The sequence below is a fragment of the Tardiphaga sp. 42S5 genome, assembly GCF_034044155.1.
In the GTDB taxonomy this organism is placed as follows: domain Bacteria; phylum Pseudomonadota; class Alphaproteobacteria; order Rhizobiales; family Xanthobacteraceae; genus Tardiphaga; species Tardiphaga robiniae.
In genome coordinates this window covers 1414057-1438177 of record NZ_CP139027.1, presented here as the reverse complement: position 1 = coordinate 1438177, position 24121 = coordinate 1414057, and the positions used below count along the sequence as shown (strand labels likewise).

Genomic DNA, 24121 nt, shown 5'->3' with positions numbered 1-24121 from the left:
ACGGTGCTCACGCGCGATACGCAACGAGCACCGCGCCGCAGGCGATCAGGATGACGCCGAGCCAGTTCGGCAGCGACAATTTCTCGCCGAGAAACAACACGGCAAACACCGCCACGAACACCACACTGAGCTTGTCGATCGGCGCCACCTGCGCGGCATTGCCAAGTTTCAGCGCGCGGAAGTAGCAGATCCACGATGCTCCGGTCGCGAAACCAGACAGCACCAAAAACACCCACGTCTTCGCTGATACATTGGACGGCGACTGCCAGTTGCCGGTGACATAGACCATCATGCCCGCGGCCAGCAGGATAACGATGGTGCGGATGAAAGTGGCAAAATCGGAATTGACGTTCTCGATGCCGACCTTGGCGAAGATCGCCGTGAGCGCCGCAAAGGCCGCGGACAGCAGCGCCCAGAGCGGCCAGGAGAGCATGACGTTTTTCATTTGAAGTGTCCTTGCCTGTCAGCCGTCATTGCGAGGAGCCCTTGCGACGAAGCAATCCAGTCTTCGCGTTCTAGCGGGTCGTGCATCGCATGCCGACTAACGGTTTCGTCATGGCCGGGCTTGTCCCGGCCATCCACGTCTTTTTCTAAGACCAAGACGTGGATGCCCGGCACATCTAGCGAAGCTCGCTTCGCGCTGACCGGGCATGACGGCTGATAGGTTCCGCGTGACATGAAAAAGGGCGGCCTTACGGCCGCCCTTTCGCACTCACAATCAAAGCAGCAAATTACTCAGCAGCCAGCTTCACATCCGGTGCAGCGGCGCGGACATCCGCATCGACCTGGGCTTCGAACTTGGCGAAGTTCTTCTGGAACATGCCAACCAGCTTGCGCGCGGTGGCATCGAACTCGTCCTTGTCCTTCCAGGTGTTCACCGGATTGAGGATCTCCGACGGCACGCCATCCAGCGCGGTCGGGACTGCGAAGCCGAAATACTTGTCGGTGCGGAATTCCACGTTGCGCAGCGAGCCGTTCAGCGCCGCAGTCAGCAGCGCGCGGGTCACCTTGATCGGCATGCGCGAACCGACGCCATACTTGCCACCGGTCCAGCCGGTATTGACCAGCCAGCAGTCGACATTGTGCTTGGCGATCAGGTCGCGCAGCATGTTGCCATAGACCGACGGATCGAGCGGCAGGAACGGCGAGCCGAAGCAGGTCGAGAATTCCGGCTCCGGATCGTTGCCGAGGCCGCGCTCGGTGCCAGCGACCTTGGCGGTGTAGCCGGACAGGAAGTGATACATCGCCTGCGCCGGAGTCAGCTTGGCGATCGGCGGCAGCACGCCAAACGCGTCGGCGGCGAGCATCACCACATTCTTCGGCTGCGGCGCGCGGCCGGTGCGCGACGCATTCGGGATGAAGTCGAGCGGATAGGCGGAACGGGTGTTCTCGGTCTTCGAGCCATCGTCGAAATCCGGCAGGCGGGTGTTGGCGTCGAGCACGACATTTTCCAGCACCGCGCCGAAACGCTTGCTCGCCGCATAGATCGCGGGCTCGGCTTCTTCGGAGAGTTTGATGGTCTTGGCGTAGCAGCCGCCTTCAAAATTGAAGATGCCATCCTTGCCCCAGCCATGCTCGTCGTCGCCGATCAGCGTGCGCTTCGGGTCGGCCGAGAGCGTGGTCTTGCCGGTGCCGGAGAGGCCGAAGAAGATCGCGCTGTCGCCGTCGGGGCCGACATTGGCCGAGCAATGCATCGGCAGCACGCCCTTGGCGGGCAGATAGTAGTTCAGCGTGGTGAAGACAGACTTCTTCATTTCGCCGGCATAATAAGACCCGCCGATCAGGACGATCTTGCGGGCGAAATCGATGGCCACGACGTTTTCCGACCGGCAGCCGTGACGTTTGGGATCGGCCTTGAAGCTCGGCAGGTCGATGATGGTGAGTTCAGGCACGAAGTCCTTCAACGCAGCGGCTTCCGGACGGATCAGCAGCGTGCGGATGAACAGCGAATGCCATGCTAGTTCGGTGAACACGCGGGTCTTGATCTGGAAACTCGGATCGGCGCCGCCATAAAGGTCCTGCGCGAACAGGGTCATGCCTTCGGCGTGCTTCTTGAAATCGATATAGAGCGCTTCGAACTGCTCCGGCGTGATCGCCTGATTGCCAGCCCACCACATCTGTTCGGTGGAAGCGTCCTTGACGGTGAACTTGTCCTTCGGGCTGCGGCCGGTAAATTCACCCGTGTCAGCACAGAGCGCGCCATCGGACGACAATTCGGCTTCGCCGTTACGCAGCGAATATTCGTAAAGCTGCGGCGCGCCGAGATTCCAGTTCACCGCTTTGAGATTTTTCAGTCCGAATTTGTCGGCGCCATAGGCACCGTTGCGTACGCCCGTCTCTTGCACGGAATATTCCTCCTTGAGTCCGCATATCCGACCTGTGCAACTGTCTTCAATCGCACGTCAGCAGCGGTAGCCGTCATTATAACCACCGAGGCCGTAACCCGGCGATCTAATAGTGACGAAGATGTGAAATGCCAAGCTGCTGTCCGCATATTTGGTTTATTCCAGCACGGCACTTGATACCGCTCAATTATTCAAAGCGCGGGCCTGCTCTGCGAGTTCCTTCAGGACTTGCCGCAATGCACCCGGAGTGACAATCCGCCGCGGAAAGTCCAGCCGGATCACCGTCGCGCCGTTCTGCAGGTCCATGCCATCCGGATCGCATCCGGTGCACCGCCAGTCGCCTGCGTCCGCGTGGAGAAGCTTCGTTGCATAGAGATTAAGCGCATCGAGATGATCGGCGTTCATATGAGCAACAGCGCCCTCCTCGGCCTCCAGCATCCCTTCGGCATCGGTGAGATCGGTCAGGAATTGCTCCGGCTTCAGGTCGTTGATACGGCCAAAGCCGGCCACCAGATGGGCACTCTTCGGCTTGATCCGGAAGAACGAAAAATCCTTAAAATCCACAAAGGCTTGCGCGGATGGATGGACGCTGAGATAGCGCCGGCGCAGCAGCGATTTTTCGCTGTCGCTGGCCTCCTGCGCGAGACCTCCGAGCATGATGCGCGAGCCCTCCAGGGGGTCCCCCGGCGCCCGCTCATCGAGCATCAGCGAGACGCGGGCATCGGCCAGAATATTGCGGGTATGGAGCGCCAGCCTGGAAATCAGGAGAATCGGCGACCCGTCCGGGTGGCTCGCGACATTGGCCAGCGCACAATAAGGATCGCCGGAACCGACGGCCAGGGTAGCCAGCGCCCCCTGCCGACTGCGCCGCAACAGCGACCGGGTGACGCGCGAGGGGTCGAAATCAGGGGTCGACTGCATGGTTAAATCCCGTATTTCATTGCAAAAAGTAGCTTCTTCTTCTTTGGCGGGAGGTCTATACATCTATGGAACCCACGCGTCATTCAAGCGTTCAGGGAACTCGGCCACACTTCAGCCCAGCTTGCATTGCTCGTTGACTGTGTTCTTAAGGCCACCTCATACGGCGGATTGTCGAATTCTGCCGGATAGCCCATCCCGCTTCGGAAAGTAGGCTCATGCCAACTATCGCACTGGTCGACGACGACCGTAACATTCTCACATCCGTATCGATCGCGCTGGAAGCCGAGGGCTACCGCATCATGACCTATACGGATGGTGCTTCCGCACTCGATGGCTTCCGCACGAGCCAGCCGGACCTCGCAATCCTCGATATCAAGATGCCTCGCATGGACGGCATGGAGACACTGCGCCGTCTGCGCCAGAAGTCCGATCTGCCGGTGATCTTCCTGACGTCGAAGGACGAGGAGATCGACGAGCTGTTCGGCCTGAAAATGGGCGCCGACGATTTCATCCGCAAACCGTTTTCGCAGCGTCTGCTGGTCGAGCGCGTCAAAGCCGTGCTGCGCCGCGCCGCGCCGAAGGACCCGACTGCCGCCCCGAAGGAGACCGACGCCAAGGCACTCGATCGCGGTTTGCTGCGGATGGATCCGGAACGTCACACCTGCACTTGGAAGAACGAGCCGGTCACGCTGACCGTCACCGAGTTCCTGATCCTGCAGGCGCTGGCGACGCGCCCCGGCGTGGTGAAGAGCCGCAACGCGCTGATGGATGCCGCCTATGACGATCAGGTCTATGTGGACGATCGCACCATCGACAGCCACATCAAGCGGCTGCGCAAGAAGTTCAAGGTCGTCGACGACGACTTCGAGATGATCGAGACGCTGTATGGCGTCGGTTATCGCTTCAAGGAAACCTGATCTGTAAGGGTTCCCGCGGCACGGCTGGGGGCCTGACGGCTCAGCCGTGCTGCGCTAGAATGCGCATCCGCACACGCAACAATGCGCGCCGCGTGGCGCATCGCAGATATCGACAACAACCGGGCAGTTTTGGCATTGCTGGATCGTACGCAGCCTGATGAAAGCCTGGACGCCGACGGCACGTCGCCGCATGCGGCAGGCGGCGATACCGATCGCACCCGTCGCGGCTGGCAGCGCCCGCTTGACTGGCTCCGCCGTGCCCGGCAGTTCTTCGTTGCACTGACCTTTTCGAGTCTGACGCGCCGCATCGTCTCGCTCAACCTCGCCGGCCTCTGCGCCCTGGTCGCCAGTATTCTCTATCTCTCACAGTTTCGCGCCGGCCTGATCGACGCGCGTGCGCAGAGCCTGCTGGTGCAGGCCGAAATCATCGCCAGCGCCATTGCCGCTTCGGCAACCGTCGAAACCAATACGATCACGATCGACCCCGACCGCTTGCTCGATCTCAAGCCCGGTGAAACCTATGGCGTGCCGGACGAACTCTCCGGCCTCGATTTCCCGATCAATCCCGAACGCGTCGCGCCGGTGCTGCGGCGGCTGATTTCGCCAACCAAGACTCGTGCGCGCATTTACGACCGCGATGGCGTGCTGATCCTCGACAGCCGCAGCCTTTATGGCCGCGGTGATGTGCTGCGTTTCGAACTGCCGCCCCCGACCACCGAAAAGCCCGGCTTTGCCGAACGCACAATGATCGCGGTCCGAACCTGGCTCAATCGCGGCGACCTTCCGCTGTATCGCGAACTTGGTCCGGAAAACGGCAACGGCTATCAGGAAGTGCAACAGTCGCTCGACGGTCTGAAGAGCAGCATGGTGCGCATCAACGAACGGGGCGAAGTCATCGTCTCGGTCGCCGTCCCAGTGCAGCGCTTCCGCGCCGTCCATGGTTCGCTGATGCTGTCGACCCAGGGCGACGACATCGATCAGATGGTGACCGCCGAACGTCTGGCGATTCTGAAAGTCTTTGCGGTCGCGGCCGTGGTGATGATCGTGCTGTCGCTGCTGCTGGCATCGACCATCGCAGGTCCGGTGCGACGGCTGGCCGACAGCGCCGAGCGCGTTCGCCGCCGCATCCGCACCCGTGTCGAGATCCCGGATTTCACACGCCGCCGCGACGAGATCGGCCATCTCTCCGGAGCGCTGCGCGACATGACCGATGCGCTTTATAACCGCATCGAGGCCATCGAGATGTTCGCGGCCGACGTCTCCCACGAGCTCAAGAATCCTTTGACCTCGCTGCGCTCCGCCGTGGAAACACTCCCGCTGGCAAAGAACGACAACAGCCGCGGCCGCCTGCTCGCGGTGATCGAACACGACGTGCGGCGGCTTGACCGGTTGATCTCGGATATTTCCGACGCCAGCCGTCTCGACGCCGAACTACAGCGCAACGACACTGCGCCCGTCGATGTCCGACGGTTGTTGACCACACTGACCTCGGTCGCCAACGAAACCAAGCTCGGTCATGACGTCGGCGTTGAAGTCCGCTTCGAAGGCGCTGCCACCGACGCCTTTTCAGTGCCGGGCCACGATTCCCGCCTCGGTCAGGTCATCACCAATCTCGTCACCAATGCGCAGTCATTCTCGACGCCGGGCGGCAAGGTGCGGATCGTCTGCCGTCGCCTGAAAGGCAAGATCGAGATCGTCGTCGATGACGACGGCCCCGGCATCGGACTGGATGCACTCGAACGGATCTTCGAACGCTTTTACACCGACCGCCCGCATCAGGGCTTTGGTCAGAATTCTGGCCTCGGCCTGTCGATCTCCAAGCAGATCGTCGAGGCCCATAGCGGTACGATCTGGGCGGAGAACCGCATCGGCCCGGCCAATGCCGACGGCGAGATCCCGGTGCTCGGTGCGCGCTTCGTGGTACGGTTGCCGGCCACATGAGCGCGGATGGCAAAAGCATCCATGCCTCCGCCGTACTGGTCGATGACCGCGCCGTCCTGATCCGGGGGCCGTCCGGCTCCGGGAAATCGCGGCTGGTCTTCGACCTGATCCTCGCCGCTCAGAGTGGACAGCTTCCCGAAGCCATGCTGGTCGGCGACGACCGGGTGCATCTGGATGTCAGGGATGGAAAACTGTGGGTACGGCCGGCGCCCGAACTGGTCGGGCTGCTTGAGGTCAGGGGGCTCGGAATCCGGCGTCTGGACTGCGCTACCGGTGCCATCGTCGGGCTGGTGGTCGATCTCGCCGCCACCGACGCTGCACGCCTGCCAGAGCCGGAAGCGCTCAAAACCACACTGGAGGGCGTTGAATTGCCCCGAATCCCGGTCGGGACAGGCTTTTCACCACTACCATTGGTCGTAGCCGCGCTTATTACAAACGATGGTTTAGCCGCAGTGCGACCTTTGGACGATTGCTCGAAGGGAATTGGTAACCATATTAGTCCCACTATCGCCACCGAATAGACCCGCGCTACTTCCCGCCGCATCCGTGCAATTTAAGGGAGATTCGCGAAGAGCCCTCTTGCATAGGGGCTCTGGATGGTCAAAGTGGCCCTTTCGTGCGGTGCACCAAAAGCACCCACGAGGAGTTTCCGATGATTGGTCTAGTACTTGTGACCCATGGGCGCCTTGCCGACGAGTTTAAGGCGGCGCTTGAGCACGTAATGGGTCCGCAAAAACAAATTGAAGCCGTGACGATCGGCGCCGAAGACGATTCCGATTTGTGTCGCAGCGACATTATCGAAGCGGTCAATCGCGTCGACAGTGGCGATGGCGTTGCCATCCTCACTGATATGTTCGGCGGCACGCCATCGAATCTGGCGATCTCCTGCATGAGCCGGCCAAAGGTCGAGGTTCTTGCCGGTATCAATCTGCCCATGCTGGTGAAGCTCGCAAAGGTGCGCGAAGAGCGCACGCTGCCCGATGCGATCGCCATGGCACAGGAAGCCGGCCGCAAATACGTCACCATCGCCAGCCGCGTTCTCGCCGGCAAATGAGCGACAGCCCAGACGATACGACGGTGTCCGGCAGCGTCTCCCGCGAGATTCCGATTACCAACAAGCGTGGCCTTCATGCGCGCGCCTCTGCCAAATTCGTGCAGATGGTCGAACGCTTCAATGCCGACGTCACGGTGACACGCAACGGCGAGACCGTTGGCGGTACATCCATCATGGGCCTGATGATGCTGTCCGCCGGACCCGGGACCAGCATCATGGTCACTGCCAAGGGCGCCGAAGCTCAAGCGGCGCTGGATGCGATCACCGAGCTTGTGACCAACAAGTTCGGCGAAGAGTAGCGGTTCGCCGAAAGCTGCTTCGTCAGCGAACGGCTATTTCATCGCTCCAGGCGCCACCACATAGACATTCCACCGCGTGGTCGTGCCGACGTTGCCCTTGAAGAAGCGTCGCGTCGACATCACGATGCGTTCGGCATTCGGGAGATTGTCCTTCATCCACGCTTCGCAGCGATCGAATTTCCAGTCACCGACCATGCAGATTCCGATGAAGCCGTTACGCTTCGCTTCGGCCATCGACGTCACGCCTGACGGCCACGGCTCGTAAGGCGTCAGCGGCAGCGGATGATCGGGACTGTAGAACGTCATCTGCTCGGCGACATCGACGAAGCCCACGACCTCGCTCCAGCGCGTGTGGAAGCGCTTGTGCCAGACCTCGGTGAGTTCACGCGCGAGCTGCGAATAGGAGATGTGGGCGAAATTGCCGTTGGCATCGCGCGGCAGTGACGCGATGGCGATCTGCGGTGCGGCGGCGAGCGTAACCAGCGACAGGACGAGCCAGATCGCGGCGAGCCGTACCAGCGCCCCCCGCGGCACCCTCAGCGATGGAATCGCAATCACTGCCAGCGGCACCAGGAAGAACAGCGAGATGCCCCAATCGGTCTTGATGTAGATGTCGAACAACAACGCACCGATCGGCGGGCCGACGGCGACAATGGCCTGGATCAGCCAGATATTCAGGGCCTGATCCCTGCGGACACCGGGATTAGTCGTCAGTGACCACGGCCGCCTGACGAATGCGCGGGGATCGCGCGCCACCGACGCCCACCAGCGTGGGCCCCAGGCCAGCACCGCAGCGGCCAAACCCAGCGGCAACAGCAGCAGCGCGACGTTATGGCCGACATAGCCCCACGCCAGCTGCAAACTCTCCCAGCGTGACGAGATCGCATAGGTATTGCCGGCATAACGAAATGGCGCGTATTCTACCTGCCGCACCCAGTCGAGATGCGGAATCAGCGCCGCCGCCATCGTCGCGATGGCGATCCATGGCGCCGGCGAGCGCAGGAACAGCATCCGCTGGGGATGGATCAGCGCGGCCAGACCGATGGCGCCGATCATCGTCACCACCCAGTATTTGGTCATCAGCGCCAGCGCAGCGGCGAGGCCAAGCAGGAAGCCCGAGCGAATCGAGCGCTTCTCGAACGCGTGCAAATAAGCGAGCACCACCAGCGGCAAAGTTACCAGCTGCAGCAGGTCCGGATTGTATTTGAAGCCCTTGAAATTGAAGATCGGATAGATCGCGACCATCAGCAGCACGAAAAAGGCACGGCGGCGATCGACCACGCGCAGCGCGATCGCCCAGCAAACGATCATGCCGATGCCGACCGTGACCATGGCGAGCAGATAGGTCGCCCAGTCCACCGGCGGGAAAAATTTGAACCAGACGCCCGAGATCCAGCCCGATAGCGGCGGATGCTTGCCGTAGCCCATCAGGAACTTCTGCCCCCAGGCATAGCCCTCGGAGACGTCGAAATGGATGTCCTGCGCCGCCTTTACCTGGGACAGGATCGCGGTCCACAGCACCACATGGGCGATCGTGAAGCCGAGCACCAGCAGGACGCTCAATTGCGGATCACACGCCCAGGCAACGAGCCGCGCAGCGCCGCGGCGGCCGATCGACAGCAAGCCCCGGCGTTTGGCGGGGGTAGAGGAAGCGATTGTACTCATGGGCCCCTGCCTAGCGTGTTTCGGGCCGGAGTAAAATCAGGATGCCGTGACGGAAACAGGGCCGGGAATCAGGCCGAAACCCGCATTAAGGTTGCCGCATCGGGGCCTGAATGCTATCCCGCGCGCATGACAACCTCCCCGATTTCGAACGTTCGCAACTTCTCCATCGTCGCCCATATCGACCATGGCAAATCGACGCTGGCCGACCGCCTGATCCAGATCACCGGCGGGTTGCAGGCGCGCGAGATGAAGGAGCAGGTGCTCGATTCGATGGATATCGAGCGCGAGCGCGGCATCACCATCAAGGCGCAGACCGTCCGCCTACATTACAAGGCCAAGGACGGCAAGGATTACATCTTCAACCTGATGGACACGCCCGGCCACGTCGACTTCGCCTACGAGGTCTCGCGTTCGCTGGCCGCCTGCGAAGGCGCGCTGCTGGTGGTCGATGCCTCGCAGGGCGTGGAAGCGCAGACGCTTGCCAACGTCTATCACGCACTCGACGCCAATCTCGAAATTGTGCCGATCCTCAACAAGGTCGATCTGCCCGCGGCAGAGCCCGAGCAGGTGAAGAAGCAGATCGAGGACGTCATCGGCATCGACGCCTCGGACGCGTTGATGATCTCGGCAAAAACGGGTCTGGGCGTGCCTGACGTTCTGGAAGCCATCGTGCACCGGCTGCCGCCACCGAAGGGCGATCGTGAGGCCACGCTGAAGGCGCTGTTGGTCGATAGCTGGTACGACGTCTATCTCGGCGTCGTCGTCCTCATCCGCGTCGTCGACGGCGTCATGAAGAAGGGCCAGCGCGTCCGCATGATGGGCACCAACGCCGCCTATGATGTCGAGCGCGTCGGCTACTTCACGCCTAAGATGGTCAATGTGGACGAGCTCGGCCCCGGCGAGATCGGCTTCATCACGGCCGCGATCAAGGAAGTCGCGGATACCCGCGTCGGCGACACCATCACCGACGATCGCAAGCCGGTCACCGAGATGCTGCCGGGCTTCAAGCCCGCGATCCCCGTGGTGTTCTGCGGGTTGTTCCCGGTCGATGCCGACGACTTCGAGACGCTGCGCGCCGCGATGGGCAAGCTGCGGCTGAACGACGCGTCGTTCTCGTTCGAAATGGAAACCTCGGCCGCATTGGGCTTCGGCTTCCGCTGCGGCTTCCTCGGCCTGCTGCATCTGGAAATCATCCAGGAGCGCCTGAGCCGCGAATTCGATCTCAACCTGATCGCGACCGCGCCAAGCGTGATCTACAAGATGCACCTCACCGATGGCGAGGAGATCGAGATCCATAATCCGATCGACATGCCGGATGTGGTGAAGATCGCCGAGATCCAGGAGCCGTGGATCGAAGCCACGATCCTGACGCCCGACGAATATCTCGGCAGCGTGCTGAAGCTCTGCCAGGAACGCCGCGGCAATCAGAAAGAGCTGACCTATGTCGGCGCCCGCGCGATGGTGAAATACGAGCTGCCGCTCAACGAAGTGGTGTTCGACTTCTATGATCGGCTGAAGTCGATCTCGAAGGGCTACGCCTCGTTCGACTATCATCTGACCGACTACAAGGCCGCCGATCTCGTCAAGATGCAGATCCTGGTCAACGCCGAGCCGGTCGATGCGCTGTCGATGCTCGTGCATCGCACCCGCGCCGAAGGCCGCGGCCGCGCCATGGTCGAGAAGATGAAAGAACTGATCCCACCGCACATGTTCGTCATTCCGATCCAGGCGGCGATCGGCGGCAAGGTGATTGCCCGCGAAACCGTCCGCGCGCTGCGCAAGGACGTGACCGCGAAGTGCTATGGCGGTGATATCAGCCGCAAGCGCAAACTTCTGGAGAAGCAGAAGGAAGGCAAGAAGAAGATGCGGCAGTTCGGCAAGGTCGACATCCCGCAGGAAGCGTTTATCGCGGCGCTGAAGGTCGATAGCTGAGGATCAACCGCCCGCCGTTTTGACCAGAGGTACCGCATATGACTGCGATACGGGATGCGAACAGAACGGCGAAGCGACCTCCCCAAGGCTTTTCAGATCCAGCTGTCAAAGCAGCATTCGACCAGCATCCGCCGGCGATCAAGGCTAGGCTCTTGGCGCTCCGGCAACTGATCTTCGAGACCGCCGCAGGGATCGAAGGCGTAGGCCCGCTCGACGAGACACTGAAGTGGAATCAGCCGAGTTATCTCACGACGGCAACCGGAAGCGGCAGCACGATCCGGATTGACCGGATCAAGGACACCAACCGGTACGCGATCTACTTCAACTGCAATACCAATCTGGTTGAAACGTTTCGCTCGCTGTATCCCGAAAGCCTGAACTACGGCGGTAACCGAAGCATCATCCTCAGCCTCGACGACGACCCTCCCGAAATCGCTCTGCGCCATTGCGTCGGACTGGCGCTCACCTATCACCGAAGCAAACGCAAGCCGCGCTCATAGGCACCGCGAGAAGCATTGAGCGGATTCTGCAACGACGCTTGCCGTTTCGCGGCTTTTCGGCGCTTCCGCTTGCGGCTGAAAATGAACGGATCCGCCAATTGCGACGACCCATTCCCGATGAGTGGAAATTGCATTCCAGAGATCTGTCCCGACAATCTCGCCCGCCGCTATGACACGGCGCGCGGATGGTTCGTCGATGCACTGTCTATTGCCGCGGCCGCACTGGCCGTATTCCACTACAATCCAGACGGTGTGATCGCCACGATCGTCGTCTTCATTGGGGCCTACGCCGTCGCGCATTATCTCGGGGACGTGATCTGGCTAACCAGCCTGACCTGGCTCTTGTGGCTCACGATGCTGATCTATGCCTGCACCTTCTTCTATACTTTCAGCCACCTCCCGCTACTCACCGCTTTGCTCCTGACCATGTTCCTTCCGGGAATTGCGCAAGCCTATGTGATTTGGGATTTGTGGCCCGCGACAAGCCATCCGCTACCCCTGTTCTGTGTGGCCTGGCTCATCCTGCTGGCGATCTGCATTTTTGAACCAACGACGTTCAGCCGGCTGAGCTCCTTCGTCAAAGCAAGACGCGGCCGGAGCTAGCCGCCGGCACAATTTTCCGCCCGCCGCAATGCGGCAGGTTTCTGCGACCAAACATCCCCACGACCGCTATTGCCTCCCCGCTCGCCTCCCCTCATGCTGCCGCCCACGACGCCGAAAACGGCGCGTATAAAAATTTGAGGAGGATTGAATGATCGCGCACCGCACGGTTGCGGCTACGACGTTTGCTGTTTCGCTGCTTTTTGGCGCTTCCGCGCTGGCCCAGCAAGCCAACACACTTCCGCTCAAGATCGGCGTGCTCGCCGACTTCGCTTCGGTCTATGCCGATATCGGCGGCCAGGGCAATGTCGAGGCAGCGAAGATCGCCATCGAGGAATTCGGCGGCAAGATGTTCGACAAGCCGATCGAACTGGTCACCGCAGATGCGCTGAACAAGGCCGACGTCGCCGCCACCATCTCGCGCAAATGGTATGAGGCCGAGAATGTCGACATGATCATCGACATGCCGACGTCGGCCACTGCGCTGGCCGGCATGGAGATGTCGAAACAGTTCGAGAAAATCATGATCGTCACGGACGCCGCCTCGTCGGACATCACCGGCAAGTCGTGCTCGCCCTATACCGCGCACTGGACCTACGACACCTATGGCAACGCTCACACCGTCGGCAGCGCCATCGTCAAGCAGGGCGGCGATTCCTGGTACTTCATCACAGCGGACTATCTGTTCGGCCATTCCATCGAACGTGACACCGGCGACGTGGTGCGCGCCGCGGGCGGCAAGGTGGTCGGCAGCTCCAAGCATCCGCTGAACACGGCGGACTTCTCGTCCTTCCTGCTGCAGGCACAATCGTCCAAGGCCAAGATCATCGGCATGGCCAATGGCGGTGGCGACACCATCAACACCATCAAGCAGGCGTCCGAGTTCGGAATCGTCGCCGGGGGCCAGAAGCTCGCGGGCATCGTGATGTTCATCTCCGACATCCACTCGCTCGGCCTGAAGATGGCGCAGGGGCTGATCATCACCGAGGCCTATTACTGGGATCTCAACGATCGCACCCGCGCCTTCGGCAAGAAGTTCTTCGACAAGATGAAGCGCATGCCGACCATGAACCAGGCGGCGACCTATAGCGCCACGCTGCACTATCTCAAATCCGTGCAGGCGGCAGGTACCCGCGCCACCAAGCCGGTGCTGGCGAAGATGCGCGAGATGCCGGTGCGCGACGCCTTCACCGATAACGGCGTCCTGCGCGAGGACGGCCGCATGGTGCACAGCATGTTCCTGCTCGAAGTGAAGAAGCCGGAAGAATCCAAGGCGCCATGGGATTACTACAAGGTGCTCGCGGAGGTCCCCGGCGATCAGGTGTTCCGTCCGATGAAGGACGGCGGCTGCCAGTACGTGAAGAAGGACTGAGGGTCTTTCGCATCAGCAACAACGGCCGTCGCCCGGCCTGGCGCGCAATTGCACGCCTGGCCGGGCGGCACGTTAGTTTTCAGCGCATTTAAACGATGGCACTCGTTGCCGGCTTCGCCGCTGGGGTTCTTAGCCAAAACAGCGCCAGGAATGCGAGCGACGTCAGCCCGCCTGTGAGCGCCAGCGCGACGCGCGGGCCACCGTGATCCAGCACAAGGCCGAACAGCAGCGGCGCTGCACCCTGCAGGATGCGCGCCGGCGCGGCCAGCCAGCCGGTTCGCATGCCGTATCCGACGGCGCCAAACATGGCCAGCGGAAGCGTTCCGCGCGCGATCGTGAACAAGCCATTGCCGGCACCGTGCAGAAGAGCGAATGGAAGCGCGACGGGCGCGCCGAACAGGATCAGCAATCCGGCGCCAACCGGATGCAGGCCCGCGGCCAGGCGTGCGGATATCATCGCCGACGCATGTCGTAGCAGACCGAATTCCCCGATCCGGGCTGCGACTTGCGCAGGCCCCATCAAAGCCCCGGCGAGCACGGCCTGCGCCGGGGTGGCCCCGAGCGCTTCCAGCAGGCGCGGCATGTGCGCGGCAAAGGCGGTGGTGACAAACCAGGTCGCACCAAAGACGCCCGCCAGAACGATCATCGCCCATGGAACGCCTGATGTCGGGACGGCAGGCTCATCCAGATGCGCATGCGGCGGCACCTTCGGAACGAGAAAGCGGTTGAGCGGCAGACCGATGACAATGTGCAACGCGGCCCATGCGAAGCAGGCGCCACGCCAGCCGAAGGCATCGATCATCGCAGCACTGAGCGGCCAGCCGATGGTACTCGCAAAGCCGGCGAACAGGGTGATGCCGGTGATCGCACTGCGGGCCTGTCGCCCCCACAATCCCGCAACCGTCGCAAACGCAGCCTCATACAGGCCGAAACCCATGCCGGCACCGATGACCAGCCAGGCCAGGGCCAGCGTGATCGGTCCCGTTGCAACCGCAAGCAAGGCCAGCCCCGCCGCAAACATCAGATTGGTGGCGACAAGCACGTCCCGGCCACCGCTGCGGTCGATCATGCGGCCGGCGAGCGGGCCGAGCAAACCCGACACCAGCAGCGCCACGGAGAACATGGCGAAGAACCACGTCCTGGACAGATGCAGGTCGTCGCAAATGGGATCCGCGAACACGGCCGGAACATAGTAGCTGGAAGCCCATGCCAGTGTCTGCGTCGTACCGAGCGCGGATACGACTTGCCAACGAACGACTGCCACCTCAGGTCACAGCTCCCCGCTCGTACCAGTCCCGTGTCGCCTTCACGATGTGAACCACAGAGAGCATCACCGGCACCTCGATCAGAACGCCGACGACCGTTGCCAGTGCCGCGCCCGATTGAAAACCGAACAGTGCGATCGCCGCGGCCACCGCGAGCTCGAAGAAGTTCGATGCGCCGATCAGGGCGGAGGGGCCGGCCACACACCAGGCGACGCCGAGGCGGCGGTTGAGCCAGTAGGCGAGACCGGCATTGAAATAGACCTGGATCAGGATAGGGACGGCGAGCAGCGCAATGACCATCGGCTGCCGGGTGATCTGCTCGCCCTGCAGGCCGAACAACAGCACCAAAGTTAGCAGGAGCGCGACCAGCGATACCGGACCGAGCAGCGACAGTGCCTGCGATAGCGCCGCCTCGCCTCCCCTCGCCAGCAATGCCCGCCGCCAGAATTGCGCGATTGCCACAGGCACGATGATGTAGAGCAGGACGGACAACAGCAACGTGCCCCAAGGCACGGTGATGGATGACAGTCCGAGCAGAAGGCCGACGATCGGAGCGAAGGCAACCACCATGATGGTGTCGTTGAGCGCGACCTGTCCAAGCGTGAAGTTCGGCTCGCCATCGACCAGATTCGACCAGACAAACACCATCGCCGTACAAGGCGCCGCGGCAAGCAGAATCAGACCGGCCGTATAGCTATCGATCTGGTCCGCGGGCAGATAAGGCCTGAACAGATGGCCAATGAACAGCCAGGCAAGCAGCGCCATCGAGAACGGCTTCACCAGCCAGTTGATTCCGACGGTCGCGGCAATGCCGCGCCAGTGTGCGCCAACGTGACCGAGCGCTCCGAGGTCCACCTTGAGCAGCATGGGAATGATCATCAACCAGACGAGAACAGCCACCGGCAGATTGACCTGTGCAATCTCCGCCGAGCCCAGCGCATGGAAAACGGCCGGCATCCATCGCCCCAGCAGAATGCCGACGACAATGCAGAGACCGACCCAGATCGTGAGATAGCGCTCGAACAAGCCCATGGCTGGAGCGGAAACCGGCCTGCCGATGGCCTCACTGGTCATGACGCTGTCCTGTGATCCGCTGGCCGCTCACATCCACGACCCGGTCGCCATCCTCTTTCGAGAACGCTCCAAGCTGTGGAGTGGGCATGATGTCCAGAACCGCTTCAGATGGCCGGCAGAGCCTCACACCCAGCGCGGAGACCACGATCGGGCGGTTCATCAGAACCGGATGGGCTTCGATGGCGTCGAGCAACTGTGCGTCGGTCAGACTGGCGTCGGAGAGGCCCAGTTCGGCATAGGGCGTTCCCTTCTCGCGCAGGACGTCGCGCACCGACATGCCGGCGCGCGCGAGCAACTGAACGAGCATTACCCGCGACGGCGGTGTCTTCAGATACTCGATGATATGCGGCTCGATGCCGGCATTGCGGATCATGGCCAGCGTGTTGCGCGAGGTGCCGCAATCCGGGTTGTGATAGATGATGACGTCGACGCTATCAGGCACGTGACAGCTCCTTGCCATCCAACGTGCATGCGGACGCCGTGGCCGGCATACAGATGTCGGGATGACCCGCGCAGCAATCCCGCATCAGGAACTGGATGAGGCCCGACAGCGCGTCGTAATCGGCGGTGTAGACAATCGAGCGAGCCTCCCGCTTCGCGCTGGCAAGGCCAGCCTGGGTCAGCTCCTTCAGATGGAAGGACACATTCGAGGCCGACACGCCTGCCGCCTCCGCGATGGCGCCGGCCGGCATCCCGGCGGGACCGGCCTGCACGAGCAGGCGCACGATGCGAAGTCGCGTCTCCTGCGACAGCGCTGCGAAAGCCGACAGGGCTTGACGTTCTTCCATATTTCAATAATCCTAAAAATATCGAATCATGGAGTAACATCGATGCTGAACCTTGCCAAGCCGGAAATTCCGCCTTCGCCGCAGATCGCCGCCGACGACATCAGCATCGGGGCGCTCCTCGCCGCCTGCGACGCGGCACCGGCATTGCCTTTGGTGTTCACCTATGGCGGTCACAGCATTCAGCCGGGCTACCACATCACCGAAGTCAAGGCGGGCGCCTTTTCCGCGCTTGATTGCGGCGGCAATCCCGAAGCGTGGTCGGAGATCTTCGTGCAGCTGTGGGACATCGTCGAAGGCGACCGGACCCATATGACCGCCGGAAAGTTCGCGGCCATCATCCGGAAAGTCTCCGACCATGTTGCTATCGATATCAATGCGCGACTGACTTTCGAAGTGAGCGATGGCATCGCGCCGATGCAACTACACTGCGCGGATACCCCGCGCATACAGGGCGACGTTCTCACGGTGGCGCTTGCCCCACGTCCGGCGAGTTGCAAGCCACGCGACCGCTGGCTGGAGGCGCAGAAGGAAGCCAGTGCATGCTGCGCGCCGGTATCGTCCAAAAGCGCGTGCTGCCGGTAGACGCCGCGGTTCAGACCGGAGACCTGTTACTGGACTCTCAACGAGAGCGCGCGGTAGAGCCCGCGATCATTATCCTTTGCCACCTGCGGTCGTTGCGCTGCGTCGATCCGCGAGGCGACCAGTCTCTTTTGGCAAAGCTCCTGGCGAGGAGCCGGGATGCGCAGACGCCTGGGCTTGCGACAGCAACCACGCCCGGAATGCCTGCAGCAAAGGATTCCCGGCTTTCTCCTCCGGGCAGGCGAAATAGTACGAGCCGACGCTTTTCAGGGTCAGGCTCGACAACACCTTCAATTTGCCCGACCTGAGTTGGTCGGAAATCAGGAATTCGGGAAGCAAGGCAACACCAAGACCCGAGCTTGCCGCGCTGATCAAAGTGGACTGGATATCGAAACGTGGCCCGCGGATCACATTCGTGCCGCCGAGCTCCGCAGCATCGAACCAGCGACGCCATGCATCGGCGCGTGTGACGAGATGCAGAAGCCGCAGCTCGGCGACCTCGCTCGGCGGTAATTCGCCGCGCCTGCCGATCAGCGTCGGCGATCCGACCGGCAGAAGAATTTCATCGAACAGATAGTCGGCCTGCGTGCCCGGCCAGTCCGGCTCGCCGAAGTACAGCGCGCCATCGAGCGCGGTCTCGCTGAAGAAGAAGCGCGTGTTGCGCGCGCTCACATTGACGGCGACGCCGGGATGGCGCGCATAGAAGTCCGGCAGGCGCGGAATGAGCCACTGGGCGCCGACAGTGGGCAGCGCCGCGACGTCCAGAACCATGCCGTCGGCCTCATAGCCCATGATCTCGAGCGCATCGCGCTCGATCCGCTCGATCGTCTGCGCCACGCGGGTGCTGTAGGCCGCCCCTGCCCGCGTCAACGTGATGCGTTTCTTGATCCGATGAAACAGTTTCACGCCGAGCTGCGTCTCCAGCTGCGCAATCTGGCGCGACACCGCACTTTCGGTCAGCGCGAGTTCGCTGGCAGCACGCGTGACGCTGAGGTGTTTGGCAGCCGCGCTGAACGCCATCAGCGCGCCGAGGCTTGGTATTCTGCGGCGCATAGTTCATTCCAAAAACGCAAGATGTCCGCAGATTAAATTGTTTGCACGCCTAAGCACAAGGCAACAATCTCCCCGCGGATGACAAAAGTCATGGCGGGCGGCGACCTCTGGCGAGGTCACGCCCCGGCAACGGTCTCAAGACATGCAGACTGCAGCGCGGTGCCCCGCACAGGTGCTTCGGTCATCAACTTCAAGGAGCACATCAGTGGCAGTCAACAAATTGCATGACGAATTCCACACGCTCGACATGGAGAGCGGCTGGCAATTGCCCGAGGGCTACGATCCCGCGTCGGGCGCGCTGGAGAAGATCCTGTCCGGATCGCTCGATACCGCGAACAAACGCGGCAGCCGGACGCGATTGCTGAAGTTCCCTCCGGGTCTCTTCACCACACAGCAGATCGTTCACGACCACTGGGAAGAAGTCTTTCTCGTCTCCGGCGACCTGATCGTTGGCAATGACGAGAACGGGCAAGGCGGCACGCCATTCGCCGGCTACACCTACGCCGTCAGACCGCCAGGCGCGTGGCATGGTCCGTTCAAATCCGAGGGCGGCTGCCTGCTTCTCGAAATGCACTACTACGATCCCGCCTGAGAGCCACAGAGACGATGACGGCAGCCTCTTAGAGGGGCCGCCGATCAGAGCCGATGCTCCCTGAAATCCCCGCAAGAGGTCTTGATAGAATGAGTAATGCGAAGCTTCCCGTCATCATCGCCGGTGCAGGGCCGGTCGGCATGGTGGCTGCCGCAGATCTGGTGCGACAGAACATTCCGGTTCTGGTGCTCGAGAAAAACGACGCGCTGAGCAGCGAGTCGCGCGCATCGACGTTCCATCCGCCCACGCTGGACATGCTCGACGATCTCGGTTTCGCCAGCACGTTGATTGTACAGGGGCTGAAGGCACCGACGGTCCAGTACAGTTCGTCCGAGGACGGTGTGCTCGGCACATTCGATTTCGCGGCGATCTCCGATCTGGTGCGGCATCCTTTCCGCCTGCAAGCCGAACAGTTCAAGCTCACACGCATCATTCTGGACGCCCTGTCCGGCAATCCGCTGTTCTCGATCGCGTTCGGCAGCGAGGTTAAATCGGTCGAGCAGACCAGCGATACCGTCAAGGTGGTGGTCACGGCCAACGGCCACGACACCCCGCATGAATGCGCCTGGCTGATCGGCGCCGATGGTGCGAACAGCATCGTCCGCCGCAGCCAGGATATGGAATTCGAGGGCTTCACCTGGCCCGAGCGTTTCCTGGTGATGACGACACCGGTCGATTTCACCGCGCTTCGGCCGGGCGTCTCGTCGGTCAGCTATGTCGCCGATCCCGAACGCTGGTACTTCCTTCTGCGTATCCTCGGCGCATGGCGCGTGATGATGCCGGTGGCCGCGGAAACATCCGATGAGGAAGCACTGTCCGAAGACTATGTGACGGCGTCGATCCGGCGGATCGTTCCCGCAGAGCTGGACGCCCCCATCCTCCACACCACGCTCTATCGTGTGCACCAGCGCGTCGCCGCGAACTTCCAGAAAGGCCGCACATTCCTGGCCGGTGACGCCGCCCATATCAACAACCCGCTCGGCGGCATGGGCATGAATGGCGGCATTCATGATGCATTGAACCTGACCGCGAAGCTGGGTCCGGTCATCAACGGCACGGCTGATGAGAGCATTCTTGCCGATTACGATCTGCAGCGCCGGACGGTCACAATGCAGGCCATTCAGGGCGACACCATCCGCAACAAGAAGAACCTCGAAGCGAAAGACGAAGCCGATCGCGCGCGTTTCCGCGACGACATTCGCGCAGCAGCCGCCGATCCGGAAAAGGCACGAGCGCTATTGCGCCGGATCGCGATGCTCGACTCGCTTGAGCGGGCCGGTGCGTTGCATGTGGCTGAGCACCGCCCGGGGTGATCAGCAACTCTCTCTGAGACGATGTCGACGGCAACCGGTCACTCGGCTGGATAAGAACCGCGGCAGTGGAAGCGCCAGTAAGCCTGGAGGAGCCAACACCATGGTTCCCAAGATGTCATGCAGGAGTTTCAGAATGCCAAGCAAGGATTTACGGATGAAGTGGACGACGTTTCTTTTGGCGGCGCTGGTAGCGCCTGTCGCCTTGGGCGTGCCCGGCGCGGCAGCGGCCGGCTTTCCGGAAAAAATGATCACGATCGTGGTCCCTTATCCGGCTGGAAGCACGGCGGACGCGATTCCACGACTAGTGGCTCCGCTGATGTCGAAGTCGCTCGGCGTCACCGTGATCATCGAGAACCGCGGCGGCGCCAACGGCTCGATCGGGGCGGCTCGCGTCGCCGCGTCGCCGGCGGATGGCTATACGATTCTGCTCGCGACAACCGGCATGATGGCGATCAATCCGTGGATCTATGAAAAGCCCGCCTATAATTCCGAAAAGGATTTCGCGCCCATCACCAATGGCGCTTCGACGCCGAACATCCTGGTCGTCAATCCGTCGGTCAAGGCGAACTCGCTGAAGGAACTGGTGGCGCTGGCCAAGGCCGAGCCGGGCAAGCTGACATTTGCGTCAGCCGGTATCGGCAGCACGAGCCATCTGTGCGGCGAGACGCTGAAGGTGCTCGAAGGCATCGATGCCGTCCACATCCCGTATCAGGGCGCAGCTCCGGCACTTCAGGATGTCATCGGTGGTCAGGTGTCCATGATGTGCGATAATCTGTCGAACACGGTCCAGCAGGTACAAAGCGGAGCGCTGAGGCCCATCGTCGTGACCGCGCCTGAACCAAGCAAACAGCTGCCCAATGTGCCGACGTCACCGCAGGCAGGCTATCCCGATCTCCTCGCGGGCAACTGGTACGGCTTTGTCGCTCCATCGGCGACCCCCAAGGACGTGATTGAGAAGCTCAACACATCGATCGTGGAGGCGTTGCGAGATTCAACTGTTTCGGCTCGCCTGGAAGGCCTTGGTTTGACCGTAATCGCGGACAAGCCCGATCAGTTTGGAGCTGTTATCGCCAAGGATTCTGCGCGGATGGAAAATATCGTGAAGCGCTCGAAAGCGAAGATTTCCAACTAGGGATTTTTCGGCATCCCTCCGAGCTTAAACTGATCTTGACTTTAGTCCTAGATTGAGTTATCTCGCTTCCAGCCTGCTCGATTGCTGCGTGCTCATGACACACAGCATCGATCAGACTGCAGCGGCGGCCCGGTCATCCGGGCAGCTGCTGGTGGAGCGCCGGGAGGCGCAGCGTTCGCTCGGCGGGCTTCGCACCCCCACCGATGTCGTAACGCGCGCGTCTTCCCTGCGGGACTCGCAATCCCGCCGGTGCTGACGTGCGGGCCGGCCCTCGCAAGGCCAGCCTCAAGGGGCTCGCAAACCCCTGGCGCCTCCCGGCGCTCCATTCTCGCAATGGGAAACGGGATGAAGGGTCGTCCGCACCCTCGCCGAAGCGGAGATCGGCGCGTGCCTTATGCGACCTGTGCGCGGACAGACAGTTCCGCGTCCGGCGCAGCAACGGCCTGAGCGCGCAGCAGCTCGATGATCTCCTCGTTCGGTCGCGCGCGGCTGAACAGGAAGCCCTGCCCTTCATGGCAGCCTTCACTGCGCAGGCAGGCGAGCTCGGATTCGGTCTCGACGCCTTCCGCCGTGATGGTGACACCGAGGCCCATGCCGAGGCTGATGATCGAACGCACGATGGCCTGCGCATCGCGGTTGGAGCCGAGATCGCGCACGAAAGACTGGTCGATCTTGATCTTGTCGAACGGAAAGCTTCTGAGATAGCTCAGCGACGAATAGCCGGTACCGAAATCGTCCATCGAGATGCGCACACCGAGCGCGCGCAGCGCGTGCAGGGTCGCCAGCACCTGATTGCTCTTTTCCAGCAGCAGCGTCTCGGTGATCTCCAGCTCAAGCCGCCGCGGCGGCAATCCGGAATGCTTCAGCGCATCCATCACCACCGAGAGTAGATTGCCAACGCGGAACTGCAGCGGCGATAGATTGACTGCGACGCGCACTTCATCGGGCCAGCGCGCAGCCTCATTGCAGGCACGGCGCAGGATCTGCGTGCCGAGCGCATTGATCAGGCCGGTGTCTTCTGCCACCGGGATGAAATCCGCCGGCGAAATCATGCCGCGCTCCGCATGCGGCCAGCGCACCAGCGCCTCGCAGCCGGTGATGCGGCCGGTCTTGAGATCGATCAGCGGCTGGTAGAATGGCCGCAGCTGATCGTCCTGAATCGCGGAGCGCAGATCGATTTCGATCTTGCGGCGCGCCTGCGCGCGAGCATCCATGCCGGACTCGAAGAAGCTGAAGGTGCCGCGCGAGTCATTCTTGGCCCGCGACAACGCCATGTCGGCGTTCTTGAGCAACCGCTCGGATTCATCGCCGTCGCTCGGCGCCATCGCGATGCCGATGCTGGCGCCGATGACCACCGAATGACCGTCGAGCAGATAGGTCTCACCGACGGCGTCGAGCAGCCGGCGCGCCAGCAGCACGACATCCTCGGGACGATTGATGCCGGTCTGGATAACGGCGAATTCGTCGGAATTCAGACGCGCCAGCGCGTCTTCCTCGCGTAACGATGAACGCAGCCGCCGCGCCACGCCGCGCAGCAGCTTGTCGCCGATACCATGGCCGAGCGTGTCGTTGACGCCCTTGAAGTTATCGAGGCCGAGAAACAGCACCGCGACCTTCTCGCCGGTGCGCCGCGTATGTGCGAGGACCTCGTCGAGACGCTGACGCAGCAGGTTGCGATTCGGCAGGCCGGTGAGGCCATCATGATGCGACATGAAAGCCAGCCGCATCTCGGCACGCTTGCGCTCCGTAATATCCATCAGCGCCAGCATCACGGCCGGCTCCTCGTTGTAGACGAGGTGCCGCGAATAGATCGCCAGATCGATCAGCGAGCCGTCGGCCTTGACGTGTTTCCAGGTCCGTGCGGCCTGCTCGTCATTGGCATGATCGCCGACCCAGGGCGGGGCGGCCTCGAAGGCCTGCAACTGGCGGATGGTGAGCTTCTCGAACTCCGGACGCGTGTAACCGTAATGTTCGATCGCAGCGTCGTTGACGCTGAGGATGCGTTCATCGTCGAGTGCGCAGACGATCATCGGCACCGGATTGCTCTCGAACAGCAGGCGGAACGACGCCTCGCGCTGTTTCAGCTCGGTGATGTCGACGCGCAGACCGATGACACCGCCGTCTTCGGTGAGCCGCTCTTCGATCAGGACGACGCGGCCGTCGGCCAGAACCTGTTCGTGACGTTCGCCTGGATGGAACAGCTTGGCGACGCGTTCCGCGATCCATTCGTCCTCGCGGCCGATGGCTTCAGGATAGTCGCCGCGCTCGACACCGACGCGGATCGTGTCCTGCAGACGCGCACCCGGCACGAACTGATCCGAGCTGCGATTGTAGATTTCCGCGTACTTCTTGTTCCAGAGGATGTAGCGCCCGTCTGAATCGAGAAACACGATACCTTGCGGCAGGATGTCGATCGCCTCGCGCAGACGCTCGTGGGATTTGCGGGCTTCCGCGATCGCCGCCTCGGCCTGGGCGCGCTGTCGCACGATCTCGCGGATGGGACCGCTGACAAGACCCTTTTTCGGCGCCAGTTTCGGCGCAGCGGTGATCGCCCGGCTCGGCCGGGTGATCCGAGACGCCAGTCCGGCTTTCGCTTTCTTTTTCGCTTCGGGCCGGAACTTCGGCATCAATGATCCACTCGCAACGCGCGTGTGACGATATGTGCAAGAAGTGTCTGAAAAAACGGTATCAATGCCCGTTCACAGCAACCGATTACCGTCTGAACTGCGCGCCTGTACACATCCCATGCCTTCACAACAGGCAAAAACCGTGGGCGTAT

Annotated in this window: 23 protein-coding genes; 13 read left to right on the top strand and 10 right to left on the bottom strand. The window is 61.9% G+C overall.

All coding sequences use genetic code 11. The features are described 5' to 3' along the window. Window positions 1-7: 7 nt before the first annotated feature. From SFY93_RS06690 to SFY93_RS06680, 3 genes are all read right to left on the bottom strand, one after another. A complete protein-coding gene (locus SFY93_RS06690) occupies window positions 8-445 on the bottom strand; it encodes an EamA family transporter (protein WP_320446493.1) in 438 nt (145 codons plus the stop codon). Window positions 446-731: 286 nt separating this feature from the next. Then, the gene (locus SFY93_RS06685) at window positions 732-2345 is read right to left on the bottom strand and encodes a phosphoenolpyruvate carboxykinase (RefSeq protein WP_320446492.1); all 1614 of its coding nucleotides are present in this window, start codon (window positions 2343-2345) and stop codon (window positions 732-734) included. Window positions 2346-2528: 183 nt separating this feature from the next. Beyond that, window positions 2529-3266 (bottom strand): HugZ family pyridoxamine 5'-phosphate oxidase, encoded by a 738-nt coding sequence (locus SFY93_RS06680; protein ID WP_320446491.1) that lies wholly within the window; start codon window positions 3264-3266, stop codon window positions 2529-2531. Window positions 3267-3481: 215 nt separating this feature from the next. Here SFY93_RS06680 and SFY93_RS06675 point away from each other — a divergent pair, with 215 nt between their 5' ends. The 5 genes from SFY93_RS06675 (at window position 3482) to SFY93_RS06655 (ending at window position 7477) form a co-directional block, all read left to right on the top strand. Continuing rightward, the gene (locus tag SFY93_RS06675) at window positions 3482-4183 is read left to right on the top strand and encodes a response regulator transcription factor (RefSeq protein ID WP_068733897.1); all 702 of its coding nucleotides are present in this window, start codon (window positions 3482-3484) and stop codon (window positions 4181-4183) included. 135 nt (window positions 4184-4318) lie between these two features. Further along, a complete protein-coding gene (locus tag SFY93_RS06670) occupies window positions 4319-6124 on the top strand; it encodes a sensor histidine kinase (protein WP_231081226.1) in 1806 nt (601 codons plus the stop codon). A gap of 17 nt (window positions 6125-6141) precedes the next feature. Beyond that, window positions 6142-6645, top strand: a complete 504-nt coding sequence (locus tag SFY93_RS06665; protein WP_414717131.1) for an HPr kinase/phosphorylase — start codon at window positions 6142-6144, stop codon at window positions 6643-6645. A 131-nt stretch (window positions 6646-6776) separates the two neighbouring features. Next, window positions 6777-7178: a PTS sugar transporter subunit IIA gene (locus SFY93_RS06660; RefSeq protein ID WP_068733893.1), complete on the top strand. Its 402-nt coding sequence runs from the start codon at window positions 6777-6779 to the stop codon at window positions 7176-7178. After that, window positions 7175-7477, top strand: a complete 303-nt coding sequence (locus SFY93_RS06655) for an HPr family phosphocarrier protein (protein ID WP_089262865.1) — start codon at window positions 7175-7177, stop codon at window positions 7475-7477. Before SFY93_RS06660 ends, SFY93_RS06655 begins: the two co-directional genes overlap by 4 nt. 33 nt (window positions 7478-7510) lie before the next feature. On the opposite strand, the gene SFY93_RS06650 is transcribed toward SFY93_RS06655, so the two are convergent. Beyond that, a complete protein-coding gene (locus SFY93_RS06650; protein WP_320446490.1) occupies window positions 7511-9142 on the bottom strand; it encodes a glycosyltransferase family 39 protein in 1632 nt (543 codons plus the stop codon). 126 nt (window positions 9143-9268) lie between these two features. Here SFY93_RS06650 and lepA point away from each other — a divergent pair, with 126 nt between their 5' ends. The 4 genes from lepA (at window position 9269) to SFY93_RS06630 (ending at window position 13546) form a co-directional block, all read left to right on the top strand. Then, window positions 9269-11074 (top strand): translation elongation factor 4, encoded by a 1806-nt coding sequence (lepA, locus tag SFY93_RS06645; RefSeq protein WP_175368555.1) that lies wholly within the window; start codon window positions 9269-9271, stop codon window positions 11072-11074. Between the two features lie 152 nt (window positions 11075-11226). Beyond that, entirely contained in the window at window positions 11227-11574 is a 348-nt protein-coding gene (locus SFY93_RS06640; RefSeq protein ID WP_320446489.1) for a DUF1801 domain-containing protein, read from the top strand. Between the two features lie 15 nt (window positions 11575-11589). Next, window positions 11590-12177 carry a hypothetical protein gene (locus SFY93_RS06635; protein ID WP_320446488.1) on the top strand — a complete coding sequence of 196 codons (588 nt, stop codon included), beginning with the start codon at window positions 11590-11592 and terminating at the stop codon, window positions 12175-12177. Window positions 12178-12325: 148 nt separating this feature from the next. Further along, window positions 12326-13546 carry an ABC transporter substrate-binding protein gene (locus tag SFY93_RS06630; protein WP_315840405.1) on the top strand — a complete coding sequence of 407 codons (1221 nt, stop codon included), beginning with the start codon at window positions 12326-12328 and terminating at the stop codon, window positions 13544-13546. An 88-nt stretch (window positions 13547-13634) separates the two neighbouring features. Here the strand turns inward: SFY93_RS06630 and SFY93_RS06625 are convergent, their stop codons facing one another. The 4 genes from SFY93_RS06625 to SFY93_RS06610 are packed head-to-tail and all read right to left on the bottom strand — an operon-like array spanning window position 13635 to window position 16673. Further along, a complete protein-coding gene (locus SFY93_RS06625) occupies window positions 13635-14810 on the bottom strand; it encodes an MFS transporter (protein ID WP_320446487.1) in 1176 nt (391 codons plus the stop codon). 1 nt (window position 14811) lies between these two features. Next, window positions 14812-15843 (bottom strand): ACR3 family arsenite efflux transporter, encoded by a 1032-nt coding sequence (gene arsB / locus SFY93_RS06620; protein WP_231081228.1) that lies wholly within the window; start codon window positions 15841-15843, stop codon window positions 14812-14814. Window positions 15844-15874: 31 nt separating this feature from the next. Continuing rightward, window positions 15875-16327, bottom strand: coding sequence for an arsenate reductase (glutaredoxin) (gene arsC, locus SFY93_RS06615; protein WP_320446486.1), 453 nt, complete (start codon window positions 16325-16327; stop codon window positions 15875-15877). After that, on the bottom strand, window positions 16320-16673 hold the full coding sequence (locus SFY93_RS06610) for an ArsR/SmtB family transcription factor (RefSeq protein ID WP_320446485.1): 354 nt from the start codon (window positions 16671-16673) through the stop codon (window positions 16320-16322). The genes arsC and SFY93_RS06610 overlap by 8 nt, the downstream gene beginning before the upstream one ends. Before the next feature lie 42 nt (window positions 16674-16715). Between SFY93_RS06610 and SFY93_RS06605 the strand changes: the two genes are divergently transcribed. Next, entirely contained in the window at window positions 16716-17255 is a 540-nt protein-coding gene (locus SFY93_RS06605) for a DUF6428 family protein (protein WP_320447709.1), read from the top strand. Between the two features lie 69 nt (window positions 17256-17324). Here the strand turns inward: SFY93_RS06605 and SFY93_RS06600 are convergent, their stop codons facing one another. Continuing rightward, complete coding sequence (locus SFY93_RS06600; protein WP_320446484.1) at window positions 17325-18305, bottom strand: LysR substrate-binding domain-containing protein; 981 nt, start codon at window positions 18303-18305, stop codon at window positions 17325-17327. 205 nt (window positions 18306-18510) lie between these two features. On the opposite strand from SFY93_RS06600, the gene SFY93_RS06595 reads away from it, so the two are divergent. From SFY93_RS06595 to SFY93_RS06585, 3 genes are all read left to right on the top strand, one after another. Continuing rightward, entirely contained in the window at window positions 18511-18897 is a 387-nt protein-coding gene (locus SFY93_RS06595) for a cupin domain-containing protein (protein ID WP_068733870.1), read from the top strand. Window positions 18898-18986: 89 nt separating this feature from the next. Further along, on the top strand, window positions 18987-20210 hold the full coding sequence (locus SFY93_RS06590) for an FAD-dependent oxidoreductase (protein ID WP_320446483.1): 1224 nt from the start codon (window positions 18987-18989) through the stop codon (window positions 20208-20210). A gap of 154 nt (window positions 20211-20364) precedes the next feature. Continuing rightward, window positions 20365-21342, top strand: a complete 978-nt coding sequence (locus tag SFY93_RS06585) for a Bug family tripartite tricarboxylate transporter substrate binding protein (RefSeq protein WP_176454493.1) — start codon at window positions 20365-20367, stop codon at window positions 21340-21342. 392 nt (window positions 21343-21734) lie between these two features. On the opposite strand, the gene SFY93_RS06580 is transcribed toward SFY93_RS06585, so the two are convergent. Next, complete coding sequence (locus SFY93_RS06580; protein WP_320446482.1) at window positions 21735-23969, bottom strand: putative bifunctional diguanylate cyclase/phosphodiesterase; 2235 nt, start codon at window positions 23967-23969, stop codon at window positions 21735-21737. Between the last annotated feature and the right edge of the window lie 152 nt (window positions 23970-24121).